This window comes from Marivita sp. (assembly GCF_022763305.1).
GTDB lineage: Bacteria > Pseudomonadota > Alphaproteobacteria > Rhodobacterales > Rhodobacteraceae > Marivita.
This window is the reverse complement of record NZ_JALEGT010000100.1, coordinates 1-22,507: the sequence shown is the minus strand read 5'-3', so window position 1 is coordinate 22,507 and position 22,507 is coordinate 1. Positions and strand designations below refer to the sequence as shown.

Annotated in this window: 23 protein-coding genes; 8 read left to right on the top strand and 15 right to left on the bottom strand. The window is 62.0% G+C overall.

What is annotated here, in order from left to right; genetic code table 11:
* Nucleotides 1-9: 9 nt before the first annotated feature.
* Together cobT and cobS are read right to left on the bottom strand one after the other, a co-directional pair.
* Nucleotides 10-1,887 carry a cobaltochelatase subunit CobT gene (gene cobT, locus MRY75_RS17520; RefSeq protein ID WP_292309296.1) on the bottom strand — a complete coding sequence of 626 codons (1,878 nt, stop codon included), beginning with the start codon at nucleotides 1,885-1,887 and terminating at the stop codon, nucleotides 10-12.
* 187 nt (nucleotides 1,888-2,074) lie between these two features.
* On the bottom strand, nucleotides 2,075-3,061 hold the full coding sequence (cobS, locus tag MRY75_RS17515) for a cobaltochelatase subunit CobS (RefSeq protein WP_292309295.1): 987 nt from the start codon (nucleotides 3,059-3,061) through the stop codon (nucleotides 2,075-2,077).
* A gap of 91 nt (nucleotides 3,062-3,152) precedes the next feature.
* On the opposite strand from cobS, the gene MRY75_RS17510 reads away from it, so the two are divergent.
* The 4 genes from MRY75_RS17510 to msrB all read left to right on the top strand — a co-directional run bounded on the left by MRY75_RS17510 (nucleotide 3,153) and on the right by msrB (nucleotide 5,643).
* On the top strand, nucleotides 3,153-3,695 hold the full coding sequence (locus MRY75_RS17510; RefSeq protein WP_292309294.1) for a sigma-70 family RNA polymerase sigma factor: 543 nt from the start codon (nucleotides 3,153-3,155) through the stop codon (nucleotides 3,693-3,695).
* Nucleotides 3,692-4,393 carry an anti-sigma factor gene (locus MRY75_RS17505; RefSeq protein WP_292309293.1) on the top strand — a complete coding sequence of 234 codons (702 nt, stop codon included), beginning with the start codon at nucleotides 3,692-3,694 and terminating at the stop codon, nucleotides 4,391-4,393. Before MRY75_RS17510 ends, MRY75_RS17505 begins: the two co-directional genes overlap by 4 nt.
* 97 nt (nucleotides 4,394-4,490) lie before the next feature.
* The gene (locus MRY75_RS17500) at nucleotides 4,491-5,060 is read left to right on the top strand and encodes a fasciclin domain-containing protein (RefSeq protein WP_292309292.1); all 570 of its coding nucleotides are present in this window, start codon (nucleotides 4,491-4,493) and stop codon (nucleotides 5,058-5,060) included.
* 109 nt (nucleotides 5,061-5,169) lie between these two features.
* On the top strand, nucleotides 5,170-5,643 hold the full coding sequence (gene msrB / locus MRY75_RS17495) for a peptide-methionine (R)-S-oxide reductase MsrB (protein WP_292309291.1): 474 nt from the start codon (nucleotides 5,170-5,172) through the stop codon (nucleotides 5,641-5,643).
* Between the two features lie 53 nt (nucleotides 5,644-5,696).
* Here msrB and MRY75_RS17490 read toward each other — a convergent pair whose 3' ends face one another.
* The 3 genes from MRY75_RS17490 to MRY75_RS17480 form a co-directional block, all read right to left on the bottom strand.
* Nucleotides 5,697-6,893 (bottom strand): UbiH/UbiF family hydroxylase, encoded by a 1,197-nt coding sequence (locus tag MRY75_RS17490; protein ID WP_292309290.1) that lies wholly within the window; start codon nucleotides 6,891-6,893, stop codon nucleotides 5,697-5,699.
* A 76-nt stretch (nucleotides 6,894-6,969) separates the two neighbouring features.
* Entirely contained in the window at nucleotides 6,970-7,215 is a 246-nt protein-coding gene (locus MRY75_RS17485) for a hypothetical protein (RefSeq protein WP_292309289.1), read from the bottom strand.
* Nucleotides 7,216-7,302: 87 nt separating this feature from the next.
* Complete coding sequence (locus tag MRY75_RS17480; RefSeq protein ID WP_292309288.1) at nucleotides 7,303-7,947, bottom strand: pyrimidine 5'-nucleotidase; 645 nt, start codon at nucleotides 7,945-7,947, stop codon at nucleotides 7,303-7,305.
* Nucleotides 7,948-8,050: 103 nt separating this feature from the next.
* On the opposite strand from MRY75_RS17480, the gene MRY75_RS17475 reads away from it, so the two are divergent.
* Entirely contained in the window at nucleotides 8,051-8,695 is a 645-nt protein-coding gene (locus MRY75_RS17475) for a GntR family transcriptional regulator (RefSeq protein ID WP_292309287.1), read from the top strand.
* Nucleotides 8,696-8,702: 7 nt separating this feature from the next.
* On the opposite strand, the gene MRY75_RS17470 is transcribed toward MRY75_RS17475, so the two are convergent.
* Nucleotides 8,703-10,496 carry a glycosyltransferase family 2 protein gene (locus MRY75_RS17470; RefSeq protein WP_292309286.1) on the bottom strand — a complete coding sequence of 598 codons (1,794 nt, stop codon included), beginning with the start codon at nucleotides 10,494-10,496 and terminating at the stop codon, nucleotides 8,703-8,705.
* 64 nt (nucleotides 10,497-10,560) lie between these two features.
* Complete coding sequence (gene carA / locus MRY75_RS17465) at nucleotides 10,561-11,730, bottom strand: glutamine-hydrolyzing carbamoyl-phosphate synthase small subunit (RefSeq protein ID WP_292309285.1); 1,170 nt, start codon at nucleotides 11,728-11,730, stop codon at nucleotides 10,561-10,563.
* Nucleotides 11,731-11,909: 179 nt separating this feature from the next.
* On the opposite strand from carA, the gene MRY75_RS17460 reads away from it, so the two are divergent.
* Nucleotides 11,910-12,374, top strand: a complete 465-nt coding sequence (locus MRY75_RS17460) for a GatB/YqeY domain-containing protein (protein ID WP_292309284.1) — start codon at nucleotides 11,910-11,912, stop codon at nucleotides 12,372-12,374.
* 58 nt (nucleotides 12,375-12,432) lie between these two features.
* Here MRY75_RS17460 and MRY75_RS17455 read toward each other — a convergent pair whose 3' ends face one another.
* The 7 genes from MRY75_RS17455 to lipB form a co-directional block, all read right to left on the bottom strand.
* Nucleotides 12,433-13,329, bottom strand: coding sequence for a hypothetical protein (locus tag MRY75_RS17455; protein WP_292309283.1), 897 nt, complete (start codon nucleotides 13,327-13,329; stop codon nucleotides 12,433-12,435).
* 12 nt (nucleotides 13,330-13,341) lie between these two features.
* The gene (locus MRY75_RS17450) at nucleotides 13,342-13,833 is read right to left on the bottom strand and encodes a DUF2244 domain-containing protein (RefSeq protein ID WP_292309282.1); all 492 of its coding nucleotides are present in this window, start codon (nucleotides 13,831-13,833) and stop codon (nucleotides 13,342-13,344) included.
* 6 nt (nucleotides 13,834-13,839) lie between these two features.
* Nucleotides 13,840-14,139, bottom strand: coding sequence for a CcdB family protein (locus MRY75_RS17445; protein WP_292309281.1), 300 nt, complete (start codon nucleotides 14,137-14,139; stop codon nucleotides 13,840-13,842).
* Between the two features lie 3 nt (nucleotides 14,140-14,142).
* Nucleotides 14,143-14,364: a type II toxin-antitoxin system CcdA family antitoxin gene (locus MRY75_RS17440; RefSeq protein ID WP_292264685.1), complete on the bottom strand. Its 222-nt coding sequence runs from the start codon at nucleotides 14,362-14,364 to the stop codon at nucleotides 14,143-14,145.
* A 118-nt stretch (nucleotides 14,365-14,482) separates the two neighbouring features.
* Nucleotides 14,483-16,156: a cytochrome c oxidase subunit I gene (gene ctaD / locus MRY75_RS17435; protein WP_292309280.1), complete on the bottom strand. Its 1,674-nt coding sequence runs from the start codon at nucleotides 16,154-16,156 to the stop codon at nucleotides 14,483-14,485.
* 267 nt (nucleotides 16,157-16,423) lie between these two features.
* The gene (locus tag MRY75_RS17430) at nucleotides 16,424-18,358 is read right to left on the bottom strand and encodes a PhoX family phosphatase (protein WP_292309279.1); all 1,935 of its coding nucleotides are present in this window, start codon (nucleotides 18,356-18,358) and stop codon (nucleotides 16,424-16,426) included.
* Nucleotides 18,359-18,427: 69 nt separating this feature from the next.
* Nucleotides 18,428-19,126: a lipoyl(octanoyl) transferase LipB gene (lipB, locus tag MRY75_RS17425; protein WP_292309278.1), complete on the bottom strand. Its 699-nt coding sequence runs from the start codon at nucleotides 19,124-19,126 to the stop codon at nucleotides 18,428-18,430.
* On the opposite strand from lipB, the gene MRY75_RS17420 reads away from it, so the two are divergent.
* Nucleotides 19,125-20,948, top strand: a complete 1,824-nt coding sequence (locus MRY75_RS17420; RefSeq protein ID WP_292309277.1) for a peptidoglycan-binding domain-containing protein — start codon at nucleotides 19,125-19,127, stop codon at nucleotides 20,946-20,948. The two genes, lipB and MRY75_RS17420, sit on opposite strands and share 2 nt — an antisense overlap.
* A gap of 47 nt (nucleotides 20,949-20,995) precedes the next feature.
* On the opposite strand, the gene MRY75_RS17415 is transcribed toward MRY75_RS17420, so the two are convergent.
* Entirely contained in the window at nucleotides 20,996-21,769 is a 774-nt protein-coding gene (locus MRY75_RS17415; protein ID WP_292309276.1) for a LytTR family DNA-binding domain-containing protein, read from the bottom strand.
* A gap of 93 nt (nucleotides 21,770-21,862) precedes the next feature.
* Here MRY75_RS17415 and MRY75_RS17410 point away from each other — a divergent pair, with 93 nt between their 5' ends.
* A complete protein-coding gene (locus MRY75_RS17410; protein ID WP_292309275.1) occupies nucleotides 21,863-22,354 on the top strand; it encodes a DUF2306 domain-containing protein in 492 nt (163 codons plus the stop codon).
* Nucleotides 22,355-22,507: the final 153 nt, after the last annotated feature.

The window sequence follows — 22,507 nt, the reverse complement described above, 5'->3', positions numbered from 1 at the left end:
AAACACGGATCAGCTGGCCCGCTTGATCCCCATGAGCCGCGCCCGGGCCCTTGGATCGCTGTCGAAGAGCGAGGCAAGCTGTTCGGTCATCGCCCCGGCCAGTTGCTCAACATCGGTGATCGTGACGGCGCGTTCATAGTAACGTGTCACGTCATGGCCGATGCCGATGGCCAGCAGTTCGACCTGCTTGCGGCGCTCCACCATGGCGATCACGTCGCGCAGGTGCTTTTCGAGGTAGTTCGCCGGGTTCACCGACAGGGTGCTGTCATCCACCGGCGCGCCGTCGGAAATCACCATCAGGATCTTGCGCGCCTCGGGCCGGTGCAGCATCCGCCGGTGGGCCCATTCCAGCGCCTCACCGTCGATGTTTTCCTTGAGCAGCCCTTCCTTCATCATCAGGCCAAGGTTCGACCGCGTCCGCCGCCACGGCGCATCGGCGCTCTTGTAGATGATGTGGCGCAGGTCGTTCAGACGACCCGGTTGCTGTTCGCGCCCCTCGTTCAGCCACTTTTCACGGGCCTGACCGCCTTTCCAAGCACGGGTGGTAAAGCCAAGGATCTCGACCTTGACCGAGCAGCGCTCCAGCGTCCGGGCCAGAACATCCGCACAGATCGCCGCGATGGAGATCGGACGCCCGCGCATGGAGCCGGAATTGTCCAGAAGCAGCGTCACAACCGTGTCGCGGAACTCGGTGTCTTTCTCGACCTTGAAGGACAGCGGCGTCGTGGGGTTGGCGACCACGCGCGCCAGTCGGCCCGCATCGAGGATGCCTTCCTCCAGATCGAATTCCCACGACCGGTTCTGCTGTGCCTGCAGACGGCGCTGCAGCTTGTTGGCCAGACGGCTCACCGCGCCTTTCAGCGGTTCAAGCTGCTGATCCAGATAGGCGCGCAGCCGTTCGAGCTCGACCGGTTCTGCCAGCTCTTCGGCAAGGATTTCCTCGTCATGGGTGGCGTCGAACACCTTGTAGTCGGGGTCTGCCTCGGAGATCGGGGCAGGGGGCGGCGGCTCCAGCGGCGCTTCGCCCTCGGGCATTTCGGCCTCGTCACTCAGCTCCTGATCGGCCATCTCGTCCATTGAGACCTGGGCCTGGCTGGGATCCTGTGTTTCCTCCTGGCTCGATTCGGGATTGGCTTCGGCGTCTTCGCTTTCGTCCTCGTCCTGACCGGTGCTGTCGGGCTCCTGATCGTCCTCGCCACCCTCTTCGGCCTGATCCTGCGCCTCTTCGTCAAGCTCGTCCGGGTCATCGCCCAGTTGGTCGCCATAGCCGAGATCGGTGATCACCGCACGGGTGAAGCGGGCAAAGGCCGCCTGATCGCTCAGAACATCCTGCAGGTTTTCAAGCGTCCCACCTGCCTGATTCTCGATGAAGCCGCGCCAGAGGTCCATGACATTCTGCGCCCCCGCGGGCAGGTCGCGTCCGGTGGCCAGATGGCGCACCAGATATCCCGCTGCCTCGGCCAGAGGGGCGTCCGACGCCTCCTTGATCTGATCATAGCCGCGACGCAGCGCTTCGTGACCGATCTTGGCGTCGATATTGCCGGCGGTCCCCGGCATGTCCCGGGCGCCCATCGCTTCGCAGCGGGCGGTTTCCATTGTCTCGTAAAGCTCGCGGGCAAGATCGCCCTGCGGCGCATAACGCGCATGGGTGCCCGCGTCGTGATAGCGCCGATACATCGCCATCGCATCCGCCGTCCCGCGCGCCAGCAGCACCTCGTCGCGGGTCAGGCGGCGGCTGATCTGCGGCAGACGCATCGCATCGCCGGAAATGCCGGACGGATCGACCGAATAGCTGACCGTCAAATCTGGGTCGCGCGCCATGACCTTGGTCGCCTCGGCCAGGGCTTTCTTGAACGGATCGGCGGGGTTGTCACTGGATTTGCTCATGACCTGACCTTTCCACGCAGTTCAGTCGCGCGCAATGCCAACGGGTCGGAGGCACAACGCGGTTTGCCGGCTTCTTCGGGCGTCAAAGAGTTCGAGGTGCCGACCAGCGTACGACATCGGTACAAGCCCGATGGCCGCCGGGTGGCACCCGCAGCCTGACGGATCGGCATAGCCGACCCGAGAGCCATCACCCGACGCTCAGCGAAGCAGCACTTTCCGGCAGCTCTTCGTCAAAGCAGCGCTGGTAGAACTCGGCCACGGTCTGGCGCTCCAGCTCGTCGCATTTGTTGAGGAAGGACAGGCGGAACGCATAGCCCACATCGCGGAAGATCTCGGCGTTCTGCGCCCAGGCGATCACGGTCCGCGGGCTCATCACGGTGGACAGATCGCCCGACATGAACGCGGTGCGCGACAGGTCGGCCACCGTCACCATCTGGCGCACGATCTTGCGGCCCTTCTCGGTGTTGTAATGCGGCGCCTTCGACAGCACGATCGAGGTTTCGGCGTCGATCGACAGGTAGTTGAGCGTCGCCACCAGCGACCAGCGGTCCATCTGACCCTGGTTGATCTGCTGGGTGCCGTGATACAGACCCGTCGTGTCGCCCAGACCCACTGTGTTGGCCGTGGCGAAAATGCGGAAATACTTGTGCGGCGTGATCACCTGGTTCTGGTCGAGCAGCGTCAGCTTGCCGTCGGTTTCCAGAACGCGCTGGATCACGAACATCACGTCGGCCCGGCCTGCGTCGTATTCGTCGAAAACGATGGCTGTGGGATTGCGCAGCGCCCAGGGCAGGATGCCTTCCTGAAACTGCGTGACCTGCTTGCCGTCCACCAGCTTGATCGCGTCCTTGCCGATCAGGTCGATCCGGCTGATATGGCTGTCGAGGTTGACGCGCACGCAGGGCCAGTTGAGCCGCGCGGCGACCTGTTCGATATGGGTGGATTTCCCGGTGCCGTGATAGCCTTGGATCATCACGCGGCGGTTGTTGCGAAAGCCTGCAAGGATGGCCAGCGTCGTGTCCGGATCGAACTTGTAGGTGCTGTCGATATCCGGCACGCGGTCGGTGCGTTCCGGAAAGCCGTGGACCAGCATGTCCGTATCAATGCCAAACACCTCGCGTACGGAAATTTCTTCTGTCGGTTTGGCGTTGATGTCGATCGTCCCGTCGGCCATGTTGCGGACATCCTTCTCAGCTGGGGTTTTGCGAGTGTGTGGTGCAACATAATGGCGGGAGGAGCAAGGGAAAGGGCATGGGAATTCGCTGATGACGCCGCAAGAAGAGGTGGAAAACCTCATTGCCCGCGTGGCGATGGGCGACCGTGCCGCGTTCGACAAGCTGTATGAAAGGACCTCCGCGAAACTCTTTGGCGTCTGTCTGCGTGTGTTGAACGACCGCGTTGAAGCCGAGGAGGTGTTGCAGGACGTGTTCGTGACGGTGTGGAACAAGGCCGACAGCTACAAGGTCAACGGGTATTCTCCGATGACCTGGCTGATCACGATCACCCGCAACCGCGCGGTGGATCGCAAGCGTGCCCTGAAACTGCCACCGGTCCCCATCGAAACCGCCGACCTCCTGCCGGACAGCGCGCCGGGACCCGAGGCAAGCGCCGTTGCGGCGTCCGAAGCGCGGCAGATCCAGGCCTGTCTTGACGAACTGCCCCGCGCGCGGGCGCATCTGGTGCGGCGGGCCTATCTTGAAGGTTACAGCTATGCCGACCTGTCCGAGGCGACCGGCGTCAACCTGAACACCATCCGCACATGGCTGCGCCGCAGTCTCTTGGCCCTGAGGGAGTGTCTGAGCCGATGAGCGACATACACACACCCGAAGAGGAAAATGACCGCGTGCTGGCGGCGGAATACGCGCTTGGGCTGCTGACCGACGAGGAACGGGCCACCTTCGAAGCGCGCATGGCCACCAATCCCGATCTGCGCGCCGAGGTTCTGGCCTGGGATACACATATCGCTGACGCCATCATGGACGAGGTCGAGGACGTGACGCCCTCGCCACAAGTGGCGCGGCGGCTGAAGACCGTCCTCTTCAAGCCCGATCGGACCTCGTTCTGGCAACAGCTCTGGCCCTACGGGCTTGGCGGGGCGGCGGCGGCTCTGGTCCTGTGGCTGATGGTCAGCACAGGCATCCTCTTACGCGAAGAAGAGCTTTTGCAGGCCGATCTCGTGGCCGAGCTGGCGCCGACGCCGGAGGGCGCGGGTCTCGTGATCCGGGCCAATGTCGATACTGCGCGCGGTGCCGTGCAGGTTTTGCGCAGCGCCGGTGAGCCGCCCGAAGGTCGGGTGTTCGAACTCTGGCTGATTGCAGGCGATGCAGCGCCGGTGTCGCTCGGACTGCTGGATGCGGATGGGAGCACTCTGATCGACGTGCCGCAAGAGGTGGTTGCCCTGTTGCCGGGCGCGCTTCTCGCCATTTCGGATGAACCGCCGGGAGGGTCTCCGACGGGTGCTCCGACCGGTGCGGTCCGAGCTGCGGGACCGCTCACGTCTTCGTGATCGACTTGTGATCTGATCGTCCGAAACAAGTCCTGCCGGACGCTCGTGTCTGTGAGCAACTCGCCGGACACACCGGCGGGATGCAAAGGAGGACGACATGACACCGAGAATGTTCATCACCGCCGCACTGGCCGCAGCCACCCTCAGCGGCGCTGCTCAGGCCGAAAGCCATGCCGGCACTGACAATCCGATGGTGGGGGGCGCTGCCATGTTCCCGGACAAGACCATCGTGGAAAACGCCGTGAACTCCGCCGATCACACCACGCTTGTCGCAGCCGTCAAGGCGGCTGGCCTTGTCGATACTCTCATGAGCGAGGGTCCGTTTACCGTGTTTGCGCCGACCAACGCGGCCTTTGACCGGATTTCGGACGAGTCGCTCAATGCCCTGCTGCAGCCCGAAGCCAAGGCGCAGCTGACTCAGATCCTGACCTGCCACGTGGTGGCGGCCAATGCCATGTCCGATGCCATCGCGGGCATGATCGCCGATGACGGCGGCACCCACCCCGTACAGACCGTGGGCGGATGCACCCTGCAGGCCAAGATGAACGGATCGAAGATCACACTCACGGATGAAAACGGTCGCGACGCCACCGTCACGATTGCCGATGTGCGGCAGTCGAACGGGGTCATTCACGTGATCGACCGCGTGCTTTTGCCGGCTCAATAAACCCCCAGTTCCCCAACCCCGGGGTTAGGGAGATCGCGCAAAAGTGTGTGCCCCGGTCTTGCGGATCCCAAGACCGGGGCACCATCTTTTCAATGTGAAGGAGGACACGATGTTGCGACGTACATTCCTGCAATCGGCAGCCGCTGCACTGGGCCTTGGGTCTGTCGCGCAGGGGGCCGGTGCCGCAGAAGGCACTTTCGAAATCACCCGGTCCAAGGCGGAATGGAAAGCGATGCTGACCTCGCTTGAATACCGTGTGATGCGCGAGGAAGGCACCGAACGCGCTTTTTCCTCCCCGCTGAACGATGAAAAGCGCGCTGGCATGTTCCACTGCAAAGGCTGTGACCTTGCGCTCTATTCGTCCGAACACAAATACGACAGCGGAACGGGCTGGCCGAGTTTCTGGCAGGCCCAGAACAATGCCATCGGAACCAAGGCAGACAGATCGCTCTTCATGCTGCGCACCGAATGCCATTGCCGCCGCTGCGGCAGTCACCTCGGCCACATTTTCGACGATGGTCCGCGCCCGACCGGCAAGCGGCACTGCATCAACGGTGTGAGCCTGACCTTCCGCGCGGCATGAGCGCGCCAGGAGTTTGAAAATCCTGCGAAACCTCTTGCAAGAGGTTTCGCGCGTCAGGCGCCGCGCGCGCCCAAACCAAGCTGCATGAGCGTTTTGCGCACGGGCGTCAGCGTATAAAGCGCATCGAGACCCGTGGCGCGCAGATCCCGGAGCGGCTCTGCGCTCAGCATCGACGTTCGGTTGAGCAATGTGATGCCGGCAACGCGGGCCCGGATGTCCATGATCCGCTGTCGGTGATAGGCGTCCAGCATCGTGCGGCTGCCGATCTCGTCGCCGGCCTGCCGCGCCAGATCGCGCAGGACGCTCAGGTCTTTCAGGCTCATGTTCAGTCCCTGTGCCCCGATCGGCGGTACTACATGCGCGGCCTCAGCCACCAGCGCGATCCGCTCGCCGCTCAGGCGGTCGGCATGCTGGCTGATGATCGGCCAGATTGTGCGCCGGGATGCCAGTGTCAGCGGGCCGAACAGGCTGCAGGACCGGGTGGTCATCGCCGCTTCAAACGCCTCGGTGTCGAGTGTCATCAAGGCTTCGGCGTTCGGACCTTCCTCCATCCAGACGATCGCCGATGACGGGCGTCCGTCCAGATCGGGCAGGGGCACAAAGGTAAACGGCCCACCCGTGCGGTGGATTTCGGTCGATACATTCCCGTGCGGGATGGGGTGTGTAACGGCAAAGGCCAGCGCCTTCTGACCGAAGCGCGTCGTCTGCACGTCGATCCCGGCTGCCTGGCGCATCGGTGAGTTGCGGCCATCGGCGGCGATCACCAGCTTGCAGCGCACCTTGCTGCCGTCGCTCAGACCGACGCGCGCCTCGGCCTCACGGGTGAAAAGCGTGGTCGTTCCCACACCGGCACGGAAGGTGACGGTCTCCATCCCCTCCAGATGCGCGACAAACTCCCGACGCAGGAGCCAGTTCGGCAGGTTCCACCCGAACGGCAGGTCCGAGATATCCGAAGCGTTGAATTCCTTCGTGACCCGGGCCTTGGGCTCTGGCCCGCCCGCATCGACGATCCGCATCACCTGAAGCGGCATCGCATGGTCTGCGAGCCGGGACCACAGCCCGATCTCGTCCAGAAACGCCTGCGCCGGCTGCAGGAATGCGGTGGTGCGCAGGTCCGATCCTGCGGCGTCGCGCTCGGTCACGGGTGGCGCCGGGTCGAGGCAGAGCACGCTGTAGCCGTCCGCCCCAAAGGCTGCCGCGGCGGCCAGCCCTGCGATCCCGCCTCCGGAAACGACGATGTCATAAGTCATGGCGTGGCCTTTCGCGTCAGATGTCCTGACCGGATCATAGGCCGGGCAGGACCGGGATGCGATGCGTCAGGGCGCGCTATTTGCCCACTGTGATCAGGATCAGCAGAACCATCACGACCGGCACCATCGCCAGGGCGGTCATGGTCAGCGCGACCACGCCCCATGTCTTGACCGCCAGCACCAGCAGCGTCAGCAACGCAACCAACAGATAATAGATCGTGTCCGGTCCGCCCTCCTTGAGATCGCGGGCGATCCAGCCAAGGACCGGGACGGCGTAGAACGGGTTGCGGCGCAGCGCGCCGGTTGGTTCGGAAATGGACATCTGAGACCCCTCTTTTTGTCTCAGACAAAGATAGGAAGCGCGGAGCGTTCGAACACTGCCAAATTGCCGCAACGCAGCACAAGCCGGTCAGGTCAGCCGGGCGAGGAATTCCGTCAGGTCGGGGGTGTGGTGGTGGATGTGATCCGCCGGTATGGCATCGGGGGCGACATGAACCGTGCGCATCCCCATCGCGTGGGGCGCGGCCAGGTTGCGGGGGTCATCCTCGAACATCGCCGCGCTGCGTGTGTCGGTGCCGTCGCGCCCGAAGACCCGCTCAAAGGCACCGCGTTCGGGTTTCGGCCGGAAATCGGCATGCTCCACGCCGTAGACCGCATCGAAGATGTCGTCCAGCCCGCGGGCCTTCAGCACGTTGCGGGCATAGGGTTCGGATCCATTCGTGTAGACGATCTTGCGCCCCGGCAGGTCCCGGATCAGCGATGCAAGGTAGGGGTCCTCAGAAAGGACGGAAAAGTCGATGTCGTGCACGTCGTGCAGATAGGGCGCCGGGTCTACATCATGTTCCCGCATCAGGCCCGCGAGGGTCGTCCCGTAGGTTTTCCAATACTGCACCCGCAGGCTGTTGGCGCGGTCATGATCGACACCCAGCGCGTCCATGACGAATTTCGTCATCCGCACCTCGATCTGGTCAAACAGGCGCACGGCGGGCGAGTACAGGGTGTTGTCGAGATCGAACACCCAGTGACGGACATGTTGGAAAGCAGACTTCACCATGACTGGCACCCTAGGCGGTGCAACCGGGCGCGGCAATGGCTCAACTTGCGTCTTTCGCGGAACCGGCGCTATCGTGCGGGAACTCGGTTAGGGATCACGCGGTATGAAAGATGTAAAACCTCCTCAGAAAGATGCGTATGCGTCGATCCTCGAAGCGATTGATGTCGGGATTTACCGGCCCGGCGACCGACTTGTCGAAAGCGATCTGGCCGAGCGGTTCGGCATGTCGCGGACTCCGATCCGCGAGGCGCTGCAACGGCTCGAGACACAATCCCTTCTGACGCGGGACGGGCGGTCGCTGATCGTGGCGTCGCTCGACCACAACCAGATGGCCGAGCTTTATGTCGTCCGGACCGAGCTTGAAGGCCTCGCAGCCCGGCTGGCCGCGCGCCATGCCACCGAGGAAGAGGTGCAGGTCCTGCAGGACATGGTGGACGACGACCGGGCGCTCCTGAACGACCCGTCCGCTCTTGCCCGGGCGAACCGACGCTTTCACAAGCAGATCCATCTTGCGTCGCACAACCGGTTTCTGGTCCAGCAGCTGGACCTTGTGCATCGGTCAATGGCGTTGATGGCGACCACGTCCCTGGCGGCGCAGGGTCGGGGCGAAATCGCTTTGGCCGAACATCAGGCCATCGTGGATGCCATCACCCAGCGCAACGAAGATGCTGCGTACAAAGCCCTTCGGGATCACATTTCAGTGGCGTTTGTAACGCGGCTCAAGCTCGATTCGATGGCCAAGGAGTGACCGGCAGTCATCGTATCGTTTCATGGATGTCTCCGCCCGGACGATCCGGTTCGGACCTGCCATGTGTGGTCTTGTCCCAGTAAAACGGTCTGAAGACCAGTTCCGACCACGCCTTGTAGACGGCAAAGACGCCCATCGGGAAATAGAAGAACATCATCGGCACCCATTGCATCAGGTCCTCATGCTGCGTACGGGCCACGGCGATGAAGCCGGTCAGCAGGCTGACCAGTTCGGCAAAAAGAAAAAGGGCCAGAAGGCCCTTTGCCCAATCCGCCGGGATCACCTCGAACAAGGGCGCGTTCAATCCGAGGAAGACAAGCCAGAATGACCAGAGTGCCGGGGCAAGTGTGAATTGCAGGATGGTGGCGAGAAAGAACATCTGGAATCCGATCCATTTTCGCGCACCAAGTTCTCGCAGCAGTCGAAACGGTCGGCGCATGTGGACCATGTAGGTGATGATATACCCCTTGAGCCAGCGTGATCGTTGCCGGATCCACGGCACGATGCGATTGTTGGCCTCTTCCCGCGTCACTGTCGGGATCAGGATCGTGCGATAGCCGAACCGGTAGAGGCGTATGCCCAGATCCGCGTCCTCGGTCACGTTATGCGCATCCCAGCCGCCGACTTGTTTCAGCGCGGCGCGGCGCAGATAAACCGTGGTCCCACCCAGCGGAATGGGCAGACCCAACCGCGCGGCACCGGCCAGCACAATGCGGAACCAGATCGCGTATTCGATGGTAAAACAGCGCGACAGCCAGTTTGACTTGGTGTTGTAGAAGTCGAGGATCCCCTGCACGCAGGCGACGTTGGAGGGTGCGGTGTGAAACGCTTCGACCACGCGTTCGATCTGGTCGGTCGCGGGCGCATCTTCCGCGTCGAGAACGCCGATGATGTCGCCGCGTGTATGACCAAGCGCGTAGTTGAGCGCGCGGGGTTTCGTCTTGATCTGCCCATCGGGCACGCGCAGCACCCGCATCCAGCCGGGCAGAGACACCGCTTCGATCATCTGGCGGGTCTGGTCATCCTTGTCTTCCAATACAAGAACCACGTCGAGCAGCGATTTGGGATAGGTCAAACGTGACAGGCGCATCACCAGATCATTCGCAATCGCTGCTTCGTGGTAGAGGGGCACGATCAGGCTGACCACGGGCTTTTCAGCCAAGGGAACGTCAACCGGGCGGCTGGGTGGTTTCTTGTAGCCAGCGATCAGCATCGCGATCTTGAACACCAGTGTGGCAATCAGATTGATTGCGGCCACGGCTGTGATGCCGGCGAAAAACACGTTCGGAAACAGGTAGATCAATGCCAGACTGATCCCGAAGAAAAGCGATGCCGCAAGCCCGCGCGACAGCGTCAGCTTGTTGATGTCGCGGCAGCTGTACTCGGTTGGTACGCGGAGTTCGGCGAGTTCGGCAAAATGATCCGCATGCCGGTCGGTCAGGATGAGAAGCATGTCCTGTTCCGCGACATCTGCAAATAGCACGGGGCCAATGGCCCGTTCCAGAACGGTGCGCAGTTGCGTGCGATCCCGGCCCGGAATTGTGCCGACAAGCGTTGCATCGCCAACCCGTCCCCAAGGACGAACGCGATATTCCAGACAGAAATCAGGTGGCAGCAGGTCGGCAAGATCGGGATCCGGCGGGTAGGTCGCCGGGTCCAGACGCCTTTGGCGTGTCAGCATGTGGTGCGCGTTGCGCAGAACCGCATGCCCCGGCATATCTGCAGGAGCAGCCTGTCCCTCGCGATGCGCCGGGGTCAACACATAGGCGGGTTTGGCCAGACTGTGGGGTTTGCCGAACATGGGTCCTCCGAAACGTTCCGGAGGACGCTACCTCTCAAACCCTTAAGAGGCGGTTAATCTGCCCTCAGGCAGAGACCGTTTTCCGCGCCGCCATCGAGTCGGCAAAGCGTTCAAACAGGTAGAAGCTGTCCTGCGGGCCCGGGCTTGCTTCTGGGTGCTGCTGGACCGAGAACACAGGCCGGTCTGCCATGCGGATTCCGCAGTTCGATCCGTCAAAGAGCGATACGTGCGTTTCCAGAACGCCCGTTGGCAGGGTCTGGCTGTCCACGGCAAAGCCGTGGTTCATCGACGTGATCTCGACCTTGCCGGTTTCGGTGTCCTTGACCGGGTGGTTCGCGCCATGATGGCCGTGGTTCATCTTGACGGTCTTTGCACCAAGCGCGAGCGCCAGCATCTGGTGGCCAAGGCAAATGCCGAACATCGGCAGATCGGTTTCGTTGAGGATGGTCTGGATCATCGGCACCGCGTATTTGCCCGTGGCAGCCGGATCGCCGGGACCGTTCGACAGGAAGACGCCGTCGGGGTTGTGGGCCAGCACTTCCTCGGCCGTAGCTGTCGCCGGCAGTACGGTCACGTCGCAGCCCGCACTGGCAAGGCACCGCAGGATGTTGCGCTTGGCACCGTAGTCGATGGCCACGACCTTGTGTTTGGCATCGGTCTGGCGGGTATACCCCTCGGGCCAGGCCCACCGCATCTCGTCCCAGCGATAGGATTGCGCGCAGGTGACGTCCTTCGCCAGATCAAGTCCTTCGAGACCGGGGAAGGCACGCGCCTTTTCGACAAGTGCGGCAATGTCGAAATTGCCGTCCGCGTTGTGCTCGAGCGCGACATGGGGCGCGCCAAGCTGCCGGATGGCACGGGTGAGCCGACGTGTGTCGATGCCGCCGATCGCGATCCGACCGCGCGCGTTCAGCCAGTCGCTCAGTTCCTGCACGGCGCGCCAGTTCGAGCTTTGCGTCGGCATCCACTTCACCACCATGCCCTCGGCCACGGGATCGCCGGTTTCATCGTCATCCGGATTCACGCCGACATTGCCGATATGGGGGAAGGTGAAGGTCACGATCTGGCCCGCATAGGACGGGTCGGTCATGATTTCCTGATACCCGGTCATCGCGGTGTTGAAGCACAGTTCCGCAACGGATGTGCCGGTTGCGCCAAAGCCCTGACCGTAGAAGATCGTGCCATCCGCGAGGGCGAGGCAGGCGGTCGGTGTATCCGTTGAAAGCTTGGGCATGGCGCGACTCCGCAAGGGTAAAATCTCGCGGAACCTAAGGCTGTGCCGCCTTGTGGTCAAGGGAGCTGAAAAAATGTGATAGTGTTGTTTTTCAATGACTTAGGCCAATACCTCGGTGCTTGCGTCTGAGGGGGTCCTCGCTTAATGTGCGCGCTCGTTCAACCATGGGATAGGAATTCATGGACCTTCGCACCCGGCTCAACACCTCTGTCAAACAGGCGATGCGCGACAAGGACAGTGCACGGCTCTCGACCCTCAGACTGATCAATGCCGCGATCAAGGATCGTGACATCGCCGCGCGCGGGGAGGGCAACGAAGACGGGGTTGGGGATGACGAAGTCCTTGGCATTCTTGGCAAAATGGTCAAGCAGCGCAAGGACACGGCCAAGACCTACGAAGAGGGCGGAAGGCTGGATCTGGCCGAGCGGGAACTGTCCGAAATCGGCGTGATCGAGGAATTCCTGCCGCGCAAACTCTCGGATGACGAAGTGGCCGCCGCTGTGGATGCAGCCGTTTCCGAGACCGGTGCATCCTCTATCCGCGACATGGGCCGCGTCATGGGGGCACTTAAGGCGAAATATACGGGTCAGATGGATTTCGGCGCTGTGGGCGGCATGGTGAAGGACCGGCTCGCAGCCATGTGAACAGGCGCGTTTCCGTCAACGTAAACGCGGCCCTGCGTCGACGCAGGGCCCTCAGGTGTCACAGTCCGAAGTCAGCTTTGATCGTGTCCAGCGTGGCCGGGTCGTCGATCCGGTAGCGCTGCACGAACCGCGTCTTGTACCCCACGCGCCCGCGCCGCGCGCCGAAATTCTCGCCATGGTTCAGCATGTAGAGCACCGAGGGCCGTGACAGCGGCTGCAGTGGCTGTCCGGCCAGTACCGCCAGATACGGAAACATCCGGTGCTCGTGCTGCGTCATCTCGGCGAGGAATGCGGTCGAGGCCGGCACGCTTGGGTCATGGTACAGCGCCGCGCAGCTGCCGCAGAGTTTCCAGAACGGTTTGCGCATCGGGGCAGACAGGCTGCGCTGATCCGCAAGGCCGACATCCCCGGTGGACACGTCCATCACGTAGCCCGATTGCACCAGATACCCGCCCGTGTCCTGGCGCGTCAGCATCTCGCGCACCGTCCCCTGCCGCAGCAGGTCATCCGCGTCGAAGGAAATGACGTAGCCGGGTGTGTCTCCCAAATCCGGCAGCGCCTCGCAGAGCACACGCAGTTTGCGCCACTTGTCGTTGCCCGGTGTCGGATCGGTGAAGGGCAGGTAGGTGATCCGGGGATCGTCGGGCAGGTCAGGCCGGGCCTGACAGCAGACCGCCGCGCGCCAGTCTGGATGGTCCTGCGCGATGAATTGCTCCAGCGTTGTCCGCAGTCGTGCCACCACGGCCGCCCAGTCGCCGACCTGATCGGGCCCTACCATCGGGATGAGGAACGTCACCTGTCGCGCGGTATCGCGCGTCATGCCTGCCGCCCGCAAGGCCAGGGCCGCGCGCTCCGAGGCCAGCATGTCGGCGGTTGGGGTCGACCGACCCAGAAGCGTCGTGCGCAGCAGATGCCGTGCGCGGGTGAGTTTTGGAACGGCGGGAACCTGTGCCATGCAGCCTCTTGGTCAGGGGGCGGCGATGCGCCGAACCTTTTCGCACAGTTCCGCGTACAACTCCTTGCGTTCGTCTTCGCTCAGAAACGCGCCGATCTCAACCTCTCGTCCGGCCCCGGACAGTGTCACGTAATGCGGCACCGGTCCGCCCTTCTGGTGCATGTTCACCTGCGTCCAGTAGGGGTTGCAGTGCCATTCCTGCGGCGCGCCTTTGGGTGTCTGCCGGGTCAGGTGCAAATCCTCCGGGGTGAGGGTCAGCACCTCCATGATCTGAAGGTCCCGCTCATTGCGCCGGAGCGCATACCACATCGCGCCTAGCGCCATCAGCATGAAGGGCAGAATTCCCCAAAGCAGCACCGTCCCGATCAGCCCATACAGCGGGATGGTCGAAAGGGTGAAGATGCCAAGGATGGTCGCGGCGAACCCATGCGCGGGCAGCGACTGATGCGGCCAGAGGCGCAGTTCCTGATTGTCCTGAGAGGTGTCGGTCCAAGTATAGGGCATGGTGGTTCAATACCCGGTCAGAAGAAGATCGCAAGCACGGATGATCTCGTCACGCTGATGCGCTGCCGAGCCGATATAGGTCGCAAGAGAGGAGGTCATCACGGTTGCCATTTGCTGTGGGAACAGGCGCATCTTGCTGTCGCCCTCTAGTATGACTGGCATGAGTGTATCGAACCCAACATTCATGTCTTCGCTCGAGACCAATGGAATGACGACCCGCGTCGGAAGGTGCATCAGGATGTCTGCCTGAACCACCACGACAAGAACGCCGTCATCGCTTCGGTAGATGTCGAACTGACGGGCCATGCGTCAGAACATGCGATGTCTGGAAAGCAGAATGCCGTGCTCTTCGACAAACTTGTCATACGCGTCGAAAGCAGCCTTGTTGTCTTTTTTCCAACGCTCTGCCTCGGCACGCCGGACGTCTAGTTCAATCCCCGCCTCGGCGGCACGGGACAGGTTCACGCCTGCGTCCTTGGCGCGGGCGATGAGGTCGGCGTCGAGGCTGAGGCTGGTGGACTTGCGTGGCATGGGCATACTCCTGTCACGGAAAACATACCGCAAAACCTACCCGCAAACAACGGTAAGTATCAAAGCAAAAAGGCCCCGGCGTCTCCACCGGGGCCTTTCGTTTCAGATCACACTCAGCTTAGTGCGCGTGCGACTTTTCCCAGTCTTCCCGCTTCGGAAGCTGCTCGAACGTGTGCTCGGGCGGCGGGGAGGGCAGGGTCCATTCCAGCGTGTCCGCGTATTCGTTCCACGGGTTCTTCGCGGTTTCGGCGCGGCCACGGGCAAGGCTCCAGGCCATCACGCCGATGAAGAACAGGAACGAGGCGAAGGACAGGAACGCGCCCCAGCTCGAGATGTAGTTCCAGAACGCGAAGGCTTCCGGATAGTCGATGTAGCGACGCGGCATGCCCTGACGGCCGAGGAAGTGCTGCGGGAAGAACGTCAGGTTGGCACCGATGAAGAACGTCCAGAAGTGCAGCTTGCCGGCCCATTCCGGGTACATCTTGCCGGTCATCTTCGGGAAGTAGAAGTAGATCCCCGCGAAGATGCCGAACACGGCGCCAAGGCTCATCACGTAGTGGAAGTGCGCGACCACGTAGTAGGTGTCATGGTATGCCCGGTCGACAGCGGCCTGAGACAGGACGATCCCGGTCACACCACCCACGGTGAAGAGGAACAGGAAGCCGAACGCCCAGAGCATCGGTGTCTTGAACTCGATCGAGCCGCCCCACATCGTGGCGATCCACGAGAAGATCTTGACCCCTGTCGGAACCGCGATGACCATCGTGGCCAGCATGAAGTAGGACTGCTGGGTCAGCGACATGCCCACAGTGTACATGTGGTGCGCCCACACGACAAAGCCCAGAGCACCGATCGCGATGATCGCCCAGACCATCGGCAGGTAGCCGAAGACGGGCTTGCGGCTGAACGTGGCGACCACGTGGCTGATGATGCCGAACGCGGGCAGAATCACGATGTACACTTCCGGGTGACCGAAGAACCACAGGATGTGCTGGTAGAGAACCGGGTCGCCACCGCCTGCGGGGTCGAAGAAGGTCGTACCGAAGTTACGGTCGGTGAGCAGCATGGTGATCGCACCCGCCAGAACCGGCAGCGCCAGAAGGATCAGCCACGCGGTGACGAAGATCGACCACGCAAACAGCGGCACCTTGAAGAGCGTCATGCCCGGTGCGCGCATGTTCAGGAACGTGGTGATGACGTTGATTGCCCCCAGGATCGACGACGCACCCGAGACGTGCACCGCGAAGATCGCGAGGTCCATCGACATGCCGCCTTCATTGGTCGACAGCGGCGGATAGAGCACCCAGCCCACACCCGAGCCAAGCTGGCCGTTGCCGCCCGGTGCAAAGACCGAACAGATCGCCAGCGTGGTGCCTGCTACGAAAAGCCAGAACGACAGGTTGTTCAGACGCGGGAACGCCATGTCCGGCGCGCCGATCTGCAACGGCATGAAATAGTTACCGAAACCGCCGAACAGCGCCGGAATCACCACGAAGAACATCATCAGGATGCCGTGACCGGTGATCAGCACGTTCCAAAGATGCCCGTTCGGGGTACATTCGCCGACCGCCGCTGCGGTCAGTCGGGCGCCTTCCATACACATGTACTGAACACCGGGGTTCATCAGTTCCATGCGCATGTAAACGGTGAATGCCACGGAGATGAAGCCCGCGAGACCTGCGACGATCAGGTAGAGAATCCCGATGTCCTTGTGGTTCGTGGACATGAACCAGCGGGTGAAAAAGCCGCGCTGGTCTTCATGTTCGTGGCCGTGAATGGCGGCGTCTGCCATATCTGCCTCCTGCTGGTTCCCAATAAAAAGGCGCAGGGATTCTCCGAGCGCCATTTGTTCCATCGCCGTTTTAGAATGTGAGGCAGGCGGCGGCAACGGACGTATTTGACGCAGATCAAACTTTATTGTCGCAGTTTGAAGGGGAAGCCGACGCGTCTTTTTGAAGAGAAATCTTTTAAGTTATTAAAGTTTAATGATTTTACCAAACGGTAAAAAACCCCGAACGCGCTAGCGTTCGGGGTCGGTGTGTTAGTTGATCGCGAAGGCCTAGCCGACCAGTCCTCCGTCTTCGCGCATCACGGCAATCACGGCCGAGCGCGGCAGGACACCTTCGCCATCCGGCCAGTTGCCGCCATTATCGCCGGGGTGCTGGATGCCGACGAACATCGTGCGGCGGTCGGACGACCATGTCAGCCCCGTCACCTCGCAGCCGTTCGGGCCGGTGAGGAAACGTTCGATGCGGCCTGTGACCGGATCGCCTGCCAGCATCTGGTTGTTGCCCATACCGGCAAAATCGCCCTCGTTGCTGTCGTCGCCATCGGTCTGGATCCAGATCAACCCGGTGGAGTCGATCTGCATGCCGTCGGGCGAGTTGAAGAGGTTGCCTTCGTTGATGTTGGCCGACCCCGCCTGCAGCCCGTCTGTGACGGTGGGATTGCCTGCCATCACGTAGAGATCCCACGAGAACCCGTCCGCGCCATGGTCGCCGCCCTCGGGACGCCAGCGCACGATCTGACCATAGCGGTTGGTATCGCGCGGGTTGACCGCGTTCACGGTCATCGGATCGCCACCGGCATTGGTGCGCACGGTGCCATCCTCGTTCAAAACGCCACGACGCGAGTTGTTGGTCAGGCAGCAATAGGCCTCAGACGCGTTCGGATGTACCGCGATCCATTCCGGACGGTCCATCGTTGTCGCACCCACCTTGGAGGCCGCCATACGGGTGAAGACCGCGATATGCGCCGCGTCCATGCCGGTGGTGGCAGGTGTCAGCGGCACCCAGCGACCGGACATGTCGTCCTCGAACACGGCCACGGAAAGCGTGCCCTCGACCAGCAGGGTCGAAGTGTCCTCGCCCGGCACGTAGACGTCCCGGCTGACCCAGCGGTACATGAACTCGCCGCGTTCATCGTCGCCCATATAGACCACGACGCGCCCATCGGCGGCGATGCCATAGGCGGCGTTCTCGTGCTTGAATCGGCCCAGAGCGGTGTGCTTGATCGGGGTCATGTCCGGGTTCGCCGGGTCGATTTCCACGATATAGCCCGCGCGGTGCGGCTCGTTCGGGTTGGTCGCGATGTCGAAACGCGGATCGAAACCGTGGTAGTTGTAGCGGCCTGCGTCGACCTTGGTGGACACGCCGTAGCGGCGGAACCCATCCATGACCATGTCGTCGGCCGACACTTCGGACACGGCGCCGAAATAGCCGTTGAAGTTCTCTTCGCAGGTCAGATACGTGCCCCAGGGCGTGCGGCCCGAGCCGCAGTTGTTGAACGTCCCGAGCGACGCCATGCCGGTCGGATCGGCTTCGGTCTTGAGCAGGTCGTGACCGGCAGCAGGCCCCGAGAAGGTCATCGGCGTGTTGTGGTGGATGCGGCGGTTCAAGGGGCTGTCGATCACGACCGACCAGCCGTCCTCACCCTGCGCCAACTCCATCACGCTCACACCCTGAAAGCTTTGCAGGATGCGCACATCGTCCAGCGACTGCGGCATGCCGTCTTCTGTGTGGGGCAGGTTGACCTTGGGGTTCACATACTCGCTGTTCACGACGAGGACATCGCGACCATCGACGTTGAAGATTTCCATCCCGTCGGTGTTCTCGCCCATCACGCGGTCTGCATGTTCGAGCGATACACCGGCTGCCGGGTCGAACGCGCCTTCGGCATCCGAGAACAGCGTATCGCCCCAGCGGACCAGCGTTTTCCAGGTGTAGCCCTCGGGCACATGCACGGTGCTGTCGGTCTGTGCCGCGATCTGCGTGAACGGGAACCGCGAGGCAGGCTGCGCCATGGCCGTCGTGCCCTTGAGCATGCCTGCGCCCATGACAGCGGCACCCGAGCCGAAAGCCAGCACGCCGCCAAGAAAACCACGGCGCGAAATTGCGCGCTCGACCACGCGGTCGAAATCCTGAACCTCGGGGCGCGGGAAGTTCAGTTCGTCCCATTCGTCTGCAGAAAGGTCGTGAAGGTCTTTGGGTGTCATGATCCAAATCCGATGATGATTGCACAAGCCCGGACCGCAGCGATCAGCGCTGCACCGGCTGCCGGCAATTCACCGGATTCGGGTATCAGTTGCGTGACAGGTTTGTGTCAGTTTTGCTGCATCGCCGAAAACGCCGTCAAAGGTCTGACGCAGGGCAACATCCACGTCGTCCATCGTCACCGGCAAGCCCAGATCGACCAGCGAGGTCACGCCGTATTGCGTGATCCCGCAGGGCACGATCCCATCGAAATGGCTCAGGTCCGGCTCCACGTTGATCGAGATGCCGTGAAAGCTCACCCATTTACGCAGGCGGATGCCGATGGCGGCGATCTTGTCTTCGGCGATTTTACCATCCGGTAAAAGTTTCTTGTCAGGCCGCTCGATCCAGACCCCCACACGCCCGTCGCGGATATGACCGGTCAGGCCGAACTCGCCCAAGGTCGCAATCACCCAGCGTTCCAGATCCTGCACGAAACACCGCACATCCCGCCCGCGCTTGCCCACATCCAGCATGACATAGACCACCCGCTGACCGGGGCCGTGATAGGTGTACTGACCGCCACGCTTGGTCGGGTAGACAGGAAAGCGGTCAGGGTCCTTGAGGTCCTCGACCTTGGCACTCGTCCCGGCGGTGTAAAGCGGCGGATGTTCGACCAGCCAGACCAATTCGTCGGCGCTGCCCTCCGCAATCGCCGCTGCGCGCGCCTCCATAAAGGCCACGGCCTCGTCATAGTCGGTCAACCCGTCCGTGATGCGCCATTCAACCATGCGTATCGCCATTGTTTTCTTGACTCGCACGCCATTCAACCCAGAATGGTGGCAGTTTTTCGCCGATTTCTGCTGCAATGAACATGTTTTGAAAGGCTTCGCAATGTTCCGTCGGATTTCTCTTAATACCGTGGTGGCCGTCAGCCTGATCGCTGCGCCAATTCCTGCAATGGCCAATGACGCTTTGATTGGAGGAATTATCGGGGGTGTGATCGGTGGTGCGATCAGCAACAGCAACAAGCAACGCGCAGCGCCCAAGCGGACTTATCAGCAAGCTTCAAAACCCAGATCATCCGGTATCAGCAGCGCGCAGCGCGAGTCGAATCGGCAGGCTCAGGTCGCTCTAAACTACTTCGGTTTCAATTCGGGAACACCCGATGGCGTATTGGGCCGAAATTCGCGTGCGGCCATTTCGGCTTATCAGGCGCATTTGGGCTATCCTCCGACCGGCCAATTGACCACTTTTGAACAGGATTTCCTGGTTTCATCCTATTATCGCGCTCAGGCCGGAGGGCCGAACACGGCGCAACTGATCGCAAGCAATCCGCAAGGCGTCCGCGGCCTTCTCACGATTTACCGCGATGAGCAGTTGAACGGCTCGGGCAACAGCGCCACAGCAGCGATTGGCGGACATTACGGTTTGCCAGCTATCGTTGCGGCTGCTGTTAACGAGGTTGCAAAGAGTTCCGACCCTTCGGCCGAACAATTGGTACAGCGTCATGGCTTCATCCAACTGGCGGACATCAACGGCGATGGCCAGACGGATTACATCATCGACACGTCGGTGACAGGATCGGCCTTCTGGTGCAACGCGCAAGCCTGTACTGTGCGAGTCTTCGCCTCGACCCCTGATGGCTATGAGCGGAACGATTTCCAGGCCTTTAATGTCACTCCAGCGATGTTCTCCTGTGTACGCGGAACATGCACAAAGACCGACAACGCACCGCAGATGGCGGCGCTGAATGTCGCGCCACAGGTCCCGCAACAGGGGTTGCCGCAGACGCAGATGGCAGCGGTTCCGGCGGCGAACGCGCCCGCTTTGCCCGTTGCGACGGCACAGCCGGTCGTCAGTGGTCAGGCTCCGGCAGTGGCTGCGCCCACGTCGCAATTGCCATCATTTATGGTGGGCAGTCAGGCACCCGCGCAGCAATCTCTGGCGTCTTTCTGCAACAAAGTCAGCTTGCTCACCAGTTCAAACGGTGGCTTCGTTACAGAAGCTTCGCTGAGCGATCCGGATTTCGCGCTTGCGGAACAAATGTGTCTGACACGCACCTATGCCATGGCGCAGGGCGAAGATCTCATAGCCAAGGTGCAAGGCGCAACACCTGAGCAGATCACAGAGCAGTGCAAAGGATTTGGGCCAGTGCTCAAAGACCACGTTCTCGCCGTTTCGCTGAAGTCTCGGGAAGAAGTGCTGCAGGGCGTGTCTTCCTTCATTCTGTCGAGCGGCATGTCGCCTCAACAGCTTGCTGGCACCGCGCGTGTCTGTCTGTCCGTGGGGTACCGGATCGACGACATGGACGTAGCGATGGGCTCGGCTTTGCTGCTCACCTCGCTGGGCGAAGCAGGGTATGCGGAACTCCTGGGGCACCACCTGAGCCAGGGAATCGGTGCCTCGAAGCGCAGCGAGATTGCTGCGTCCTGGTATGAGGCAGCTCTTAGCTCGTTTGACGCGAATGGCGTATCTGTCTTCGCGCCGGGTCAGCCGGAACGCATGGGCCTGGTTCAGAAGGCGGCCATGATGATGTCCGGGCAACCCAGTGCTGCGGCACCTGCCACGCAGCCGCAGCAGGCTGCTTTGCCATTGCTGGTTCTGGAATAAGTCTGCAGCAATTTGAGACTTGCATCCCGGCAATGTGTCGGGATGCGCTACCGGGGCAGCAGCCCCGCCTCCTTGAGGGTCGGGATATGGCGTCGGCTGACCGGGATGTCACCCCCTGACGTCATCTGCAGCACAGCCCGGTCGCCGTCGCGGGTGGCGGAGGTGACCTGATCGAAGGCGGCCCAGTGCGAGCGGTGGACCTGCGCGCCGGGCGTCGGACCGACTTCGCGGATCGCATCGGCGAGGCGCATCAGGATCATTTCTTCTCCCTTGGTGGTGCGGATGCGGACATAGTGATCCTCGACCGAGATCGCGACCAAAGCCCCGCGTTTGTCGAAGGGCAGACGGTCGAGCAACGGCACTGTCTGCGGTGCATCTGCGGGCGCGGGGGACAGGTGCCGCGAGAACAGGTCAATGACAGCCATCACGATCACCGAGATCACCAGCGTCGTGCCCGCCAGCGTCAGACTGCCGGGGCCGAAGGGGACAACACCAAAGATCGGCCAGTTCAGGGCACTGACCAGAGCAGTCATTGCGAACCCGGTCAGGCATCCCGCCAAAAGAATGCGCACCAGATGCGCCATGCCGGAGAGCGAAGGCCGCAAGACCGCGTAGGCGATGAGATAGCCGATGACATAGCCAAGAACGGTCAGCACCGTCCAATAGCCCGCACGTGGCAGCAGTGACAGCGACGACAGTGTCGCGAACGGACCGATCAGCCACAGCACAACGCTCACCGCCGACAGCGCCTTCAGGGTCAGCGGGTGCAGCAAATGCGCCCGCCATTCACGAAGCGCGGGATGCAAGCGCGGGTCACTCACGAAGCTGGGCCGTCATTGGCGTATCCTCTCTGGCGGCCATCGGAGCCGCGTCGTTTTGGTGCCTCATCACCCACCCAACGACAAGAGGACGCCATGACGCTTCTGCCTTTTCTCACTGCTCCGCTGCCTGTTCAGGTGCATATCATCGCTGCTGTGCTGGCATTGATCCTTGGGCCGGTCGCCCTCTATCGCCGCAGGCGGGACCGGACACACAAGGTGATTGGCTATGTCTGGGTCACGGCGATGACGGTGCTGGCGGTCGGTTCGTTCCTGATCCCGTCGCATTTCACGCCCATCGGCATCGGTCCTCTGCACGGGTTTGCCGTGCTCACGCTCTGGTCGCTCTGGGCCGGGATCAAGGCCGCCATCGCGCGGGACATTGAACGGCATGAGGCGATCCTGCGCAGCCTTTACTCCAACGGTCTGATCATCGCCGGAGCGTTCACCTTCCTGCCGGGGCGGACGCTGAACCAGATGCTGTTCGGGGCGCCGTCGCACTGGGGCTGGCTGGTGATCGCGGGGCTTCTGGGTCTGGTCGCCGCGCGCGTATTTCTGCCGCGTCTGCGTCAATCGCGGATGGCATGAGAGATTGTCGAAATTTGCCCTTGCCCCCGATTGCGACCTTCGCTAATGAGCCGCCTACCAAGTCAAGACAGTGCGGTCGTGGCGGAATTGGTAGACGCGCAGCGTTGAGGTCGCTGTGGGGTAACTCCCGTGGAAGTTCGAGTCTTCTCGACC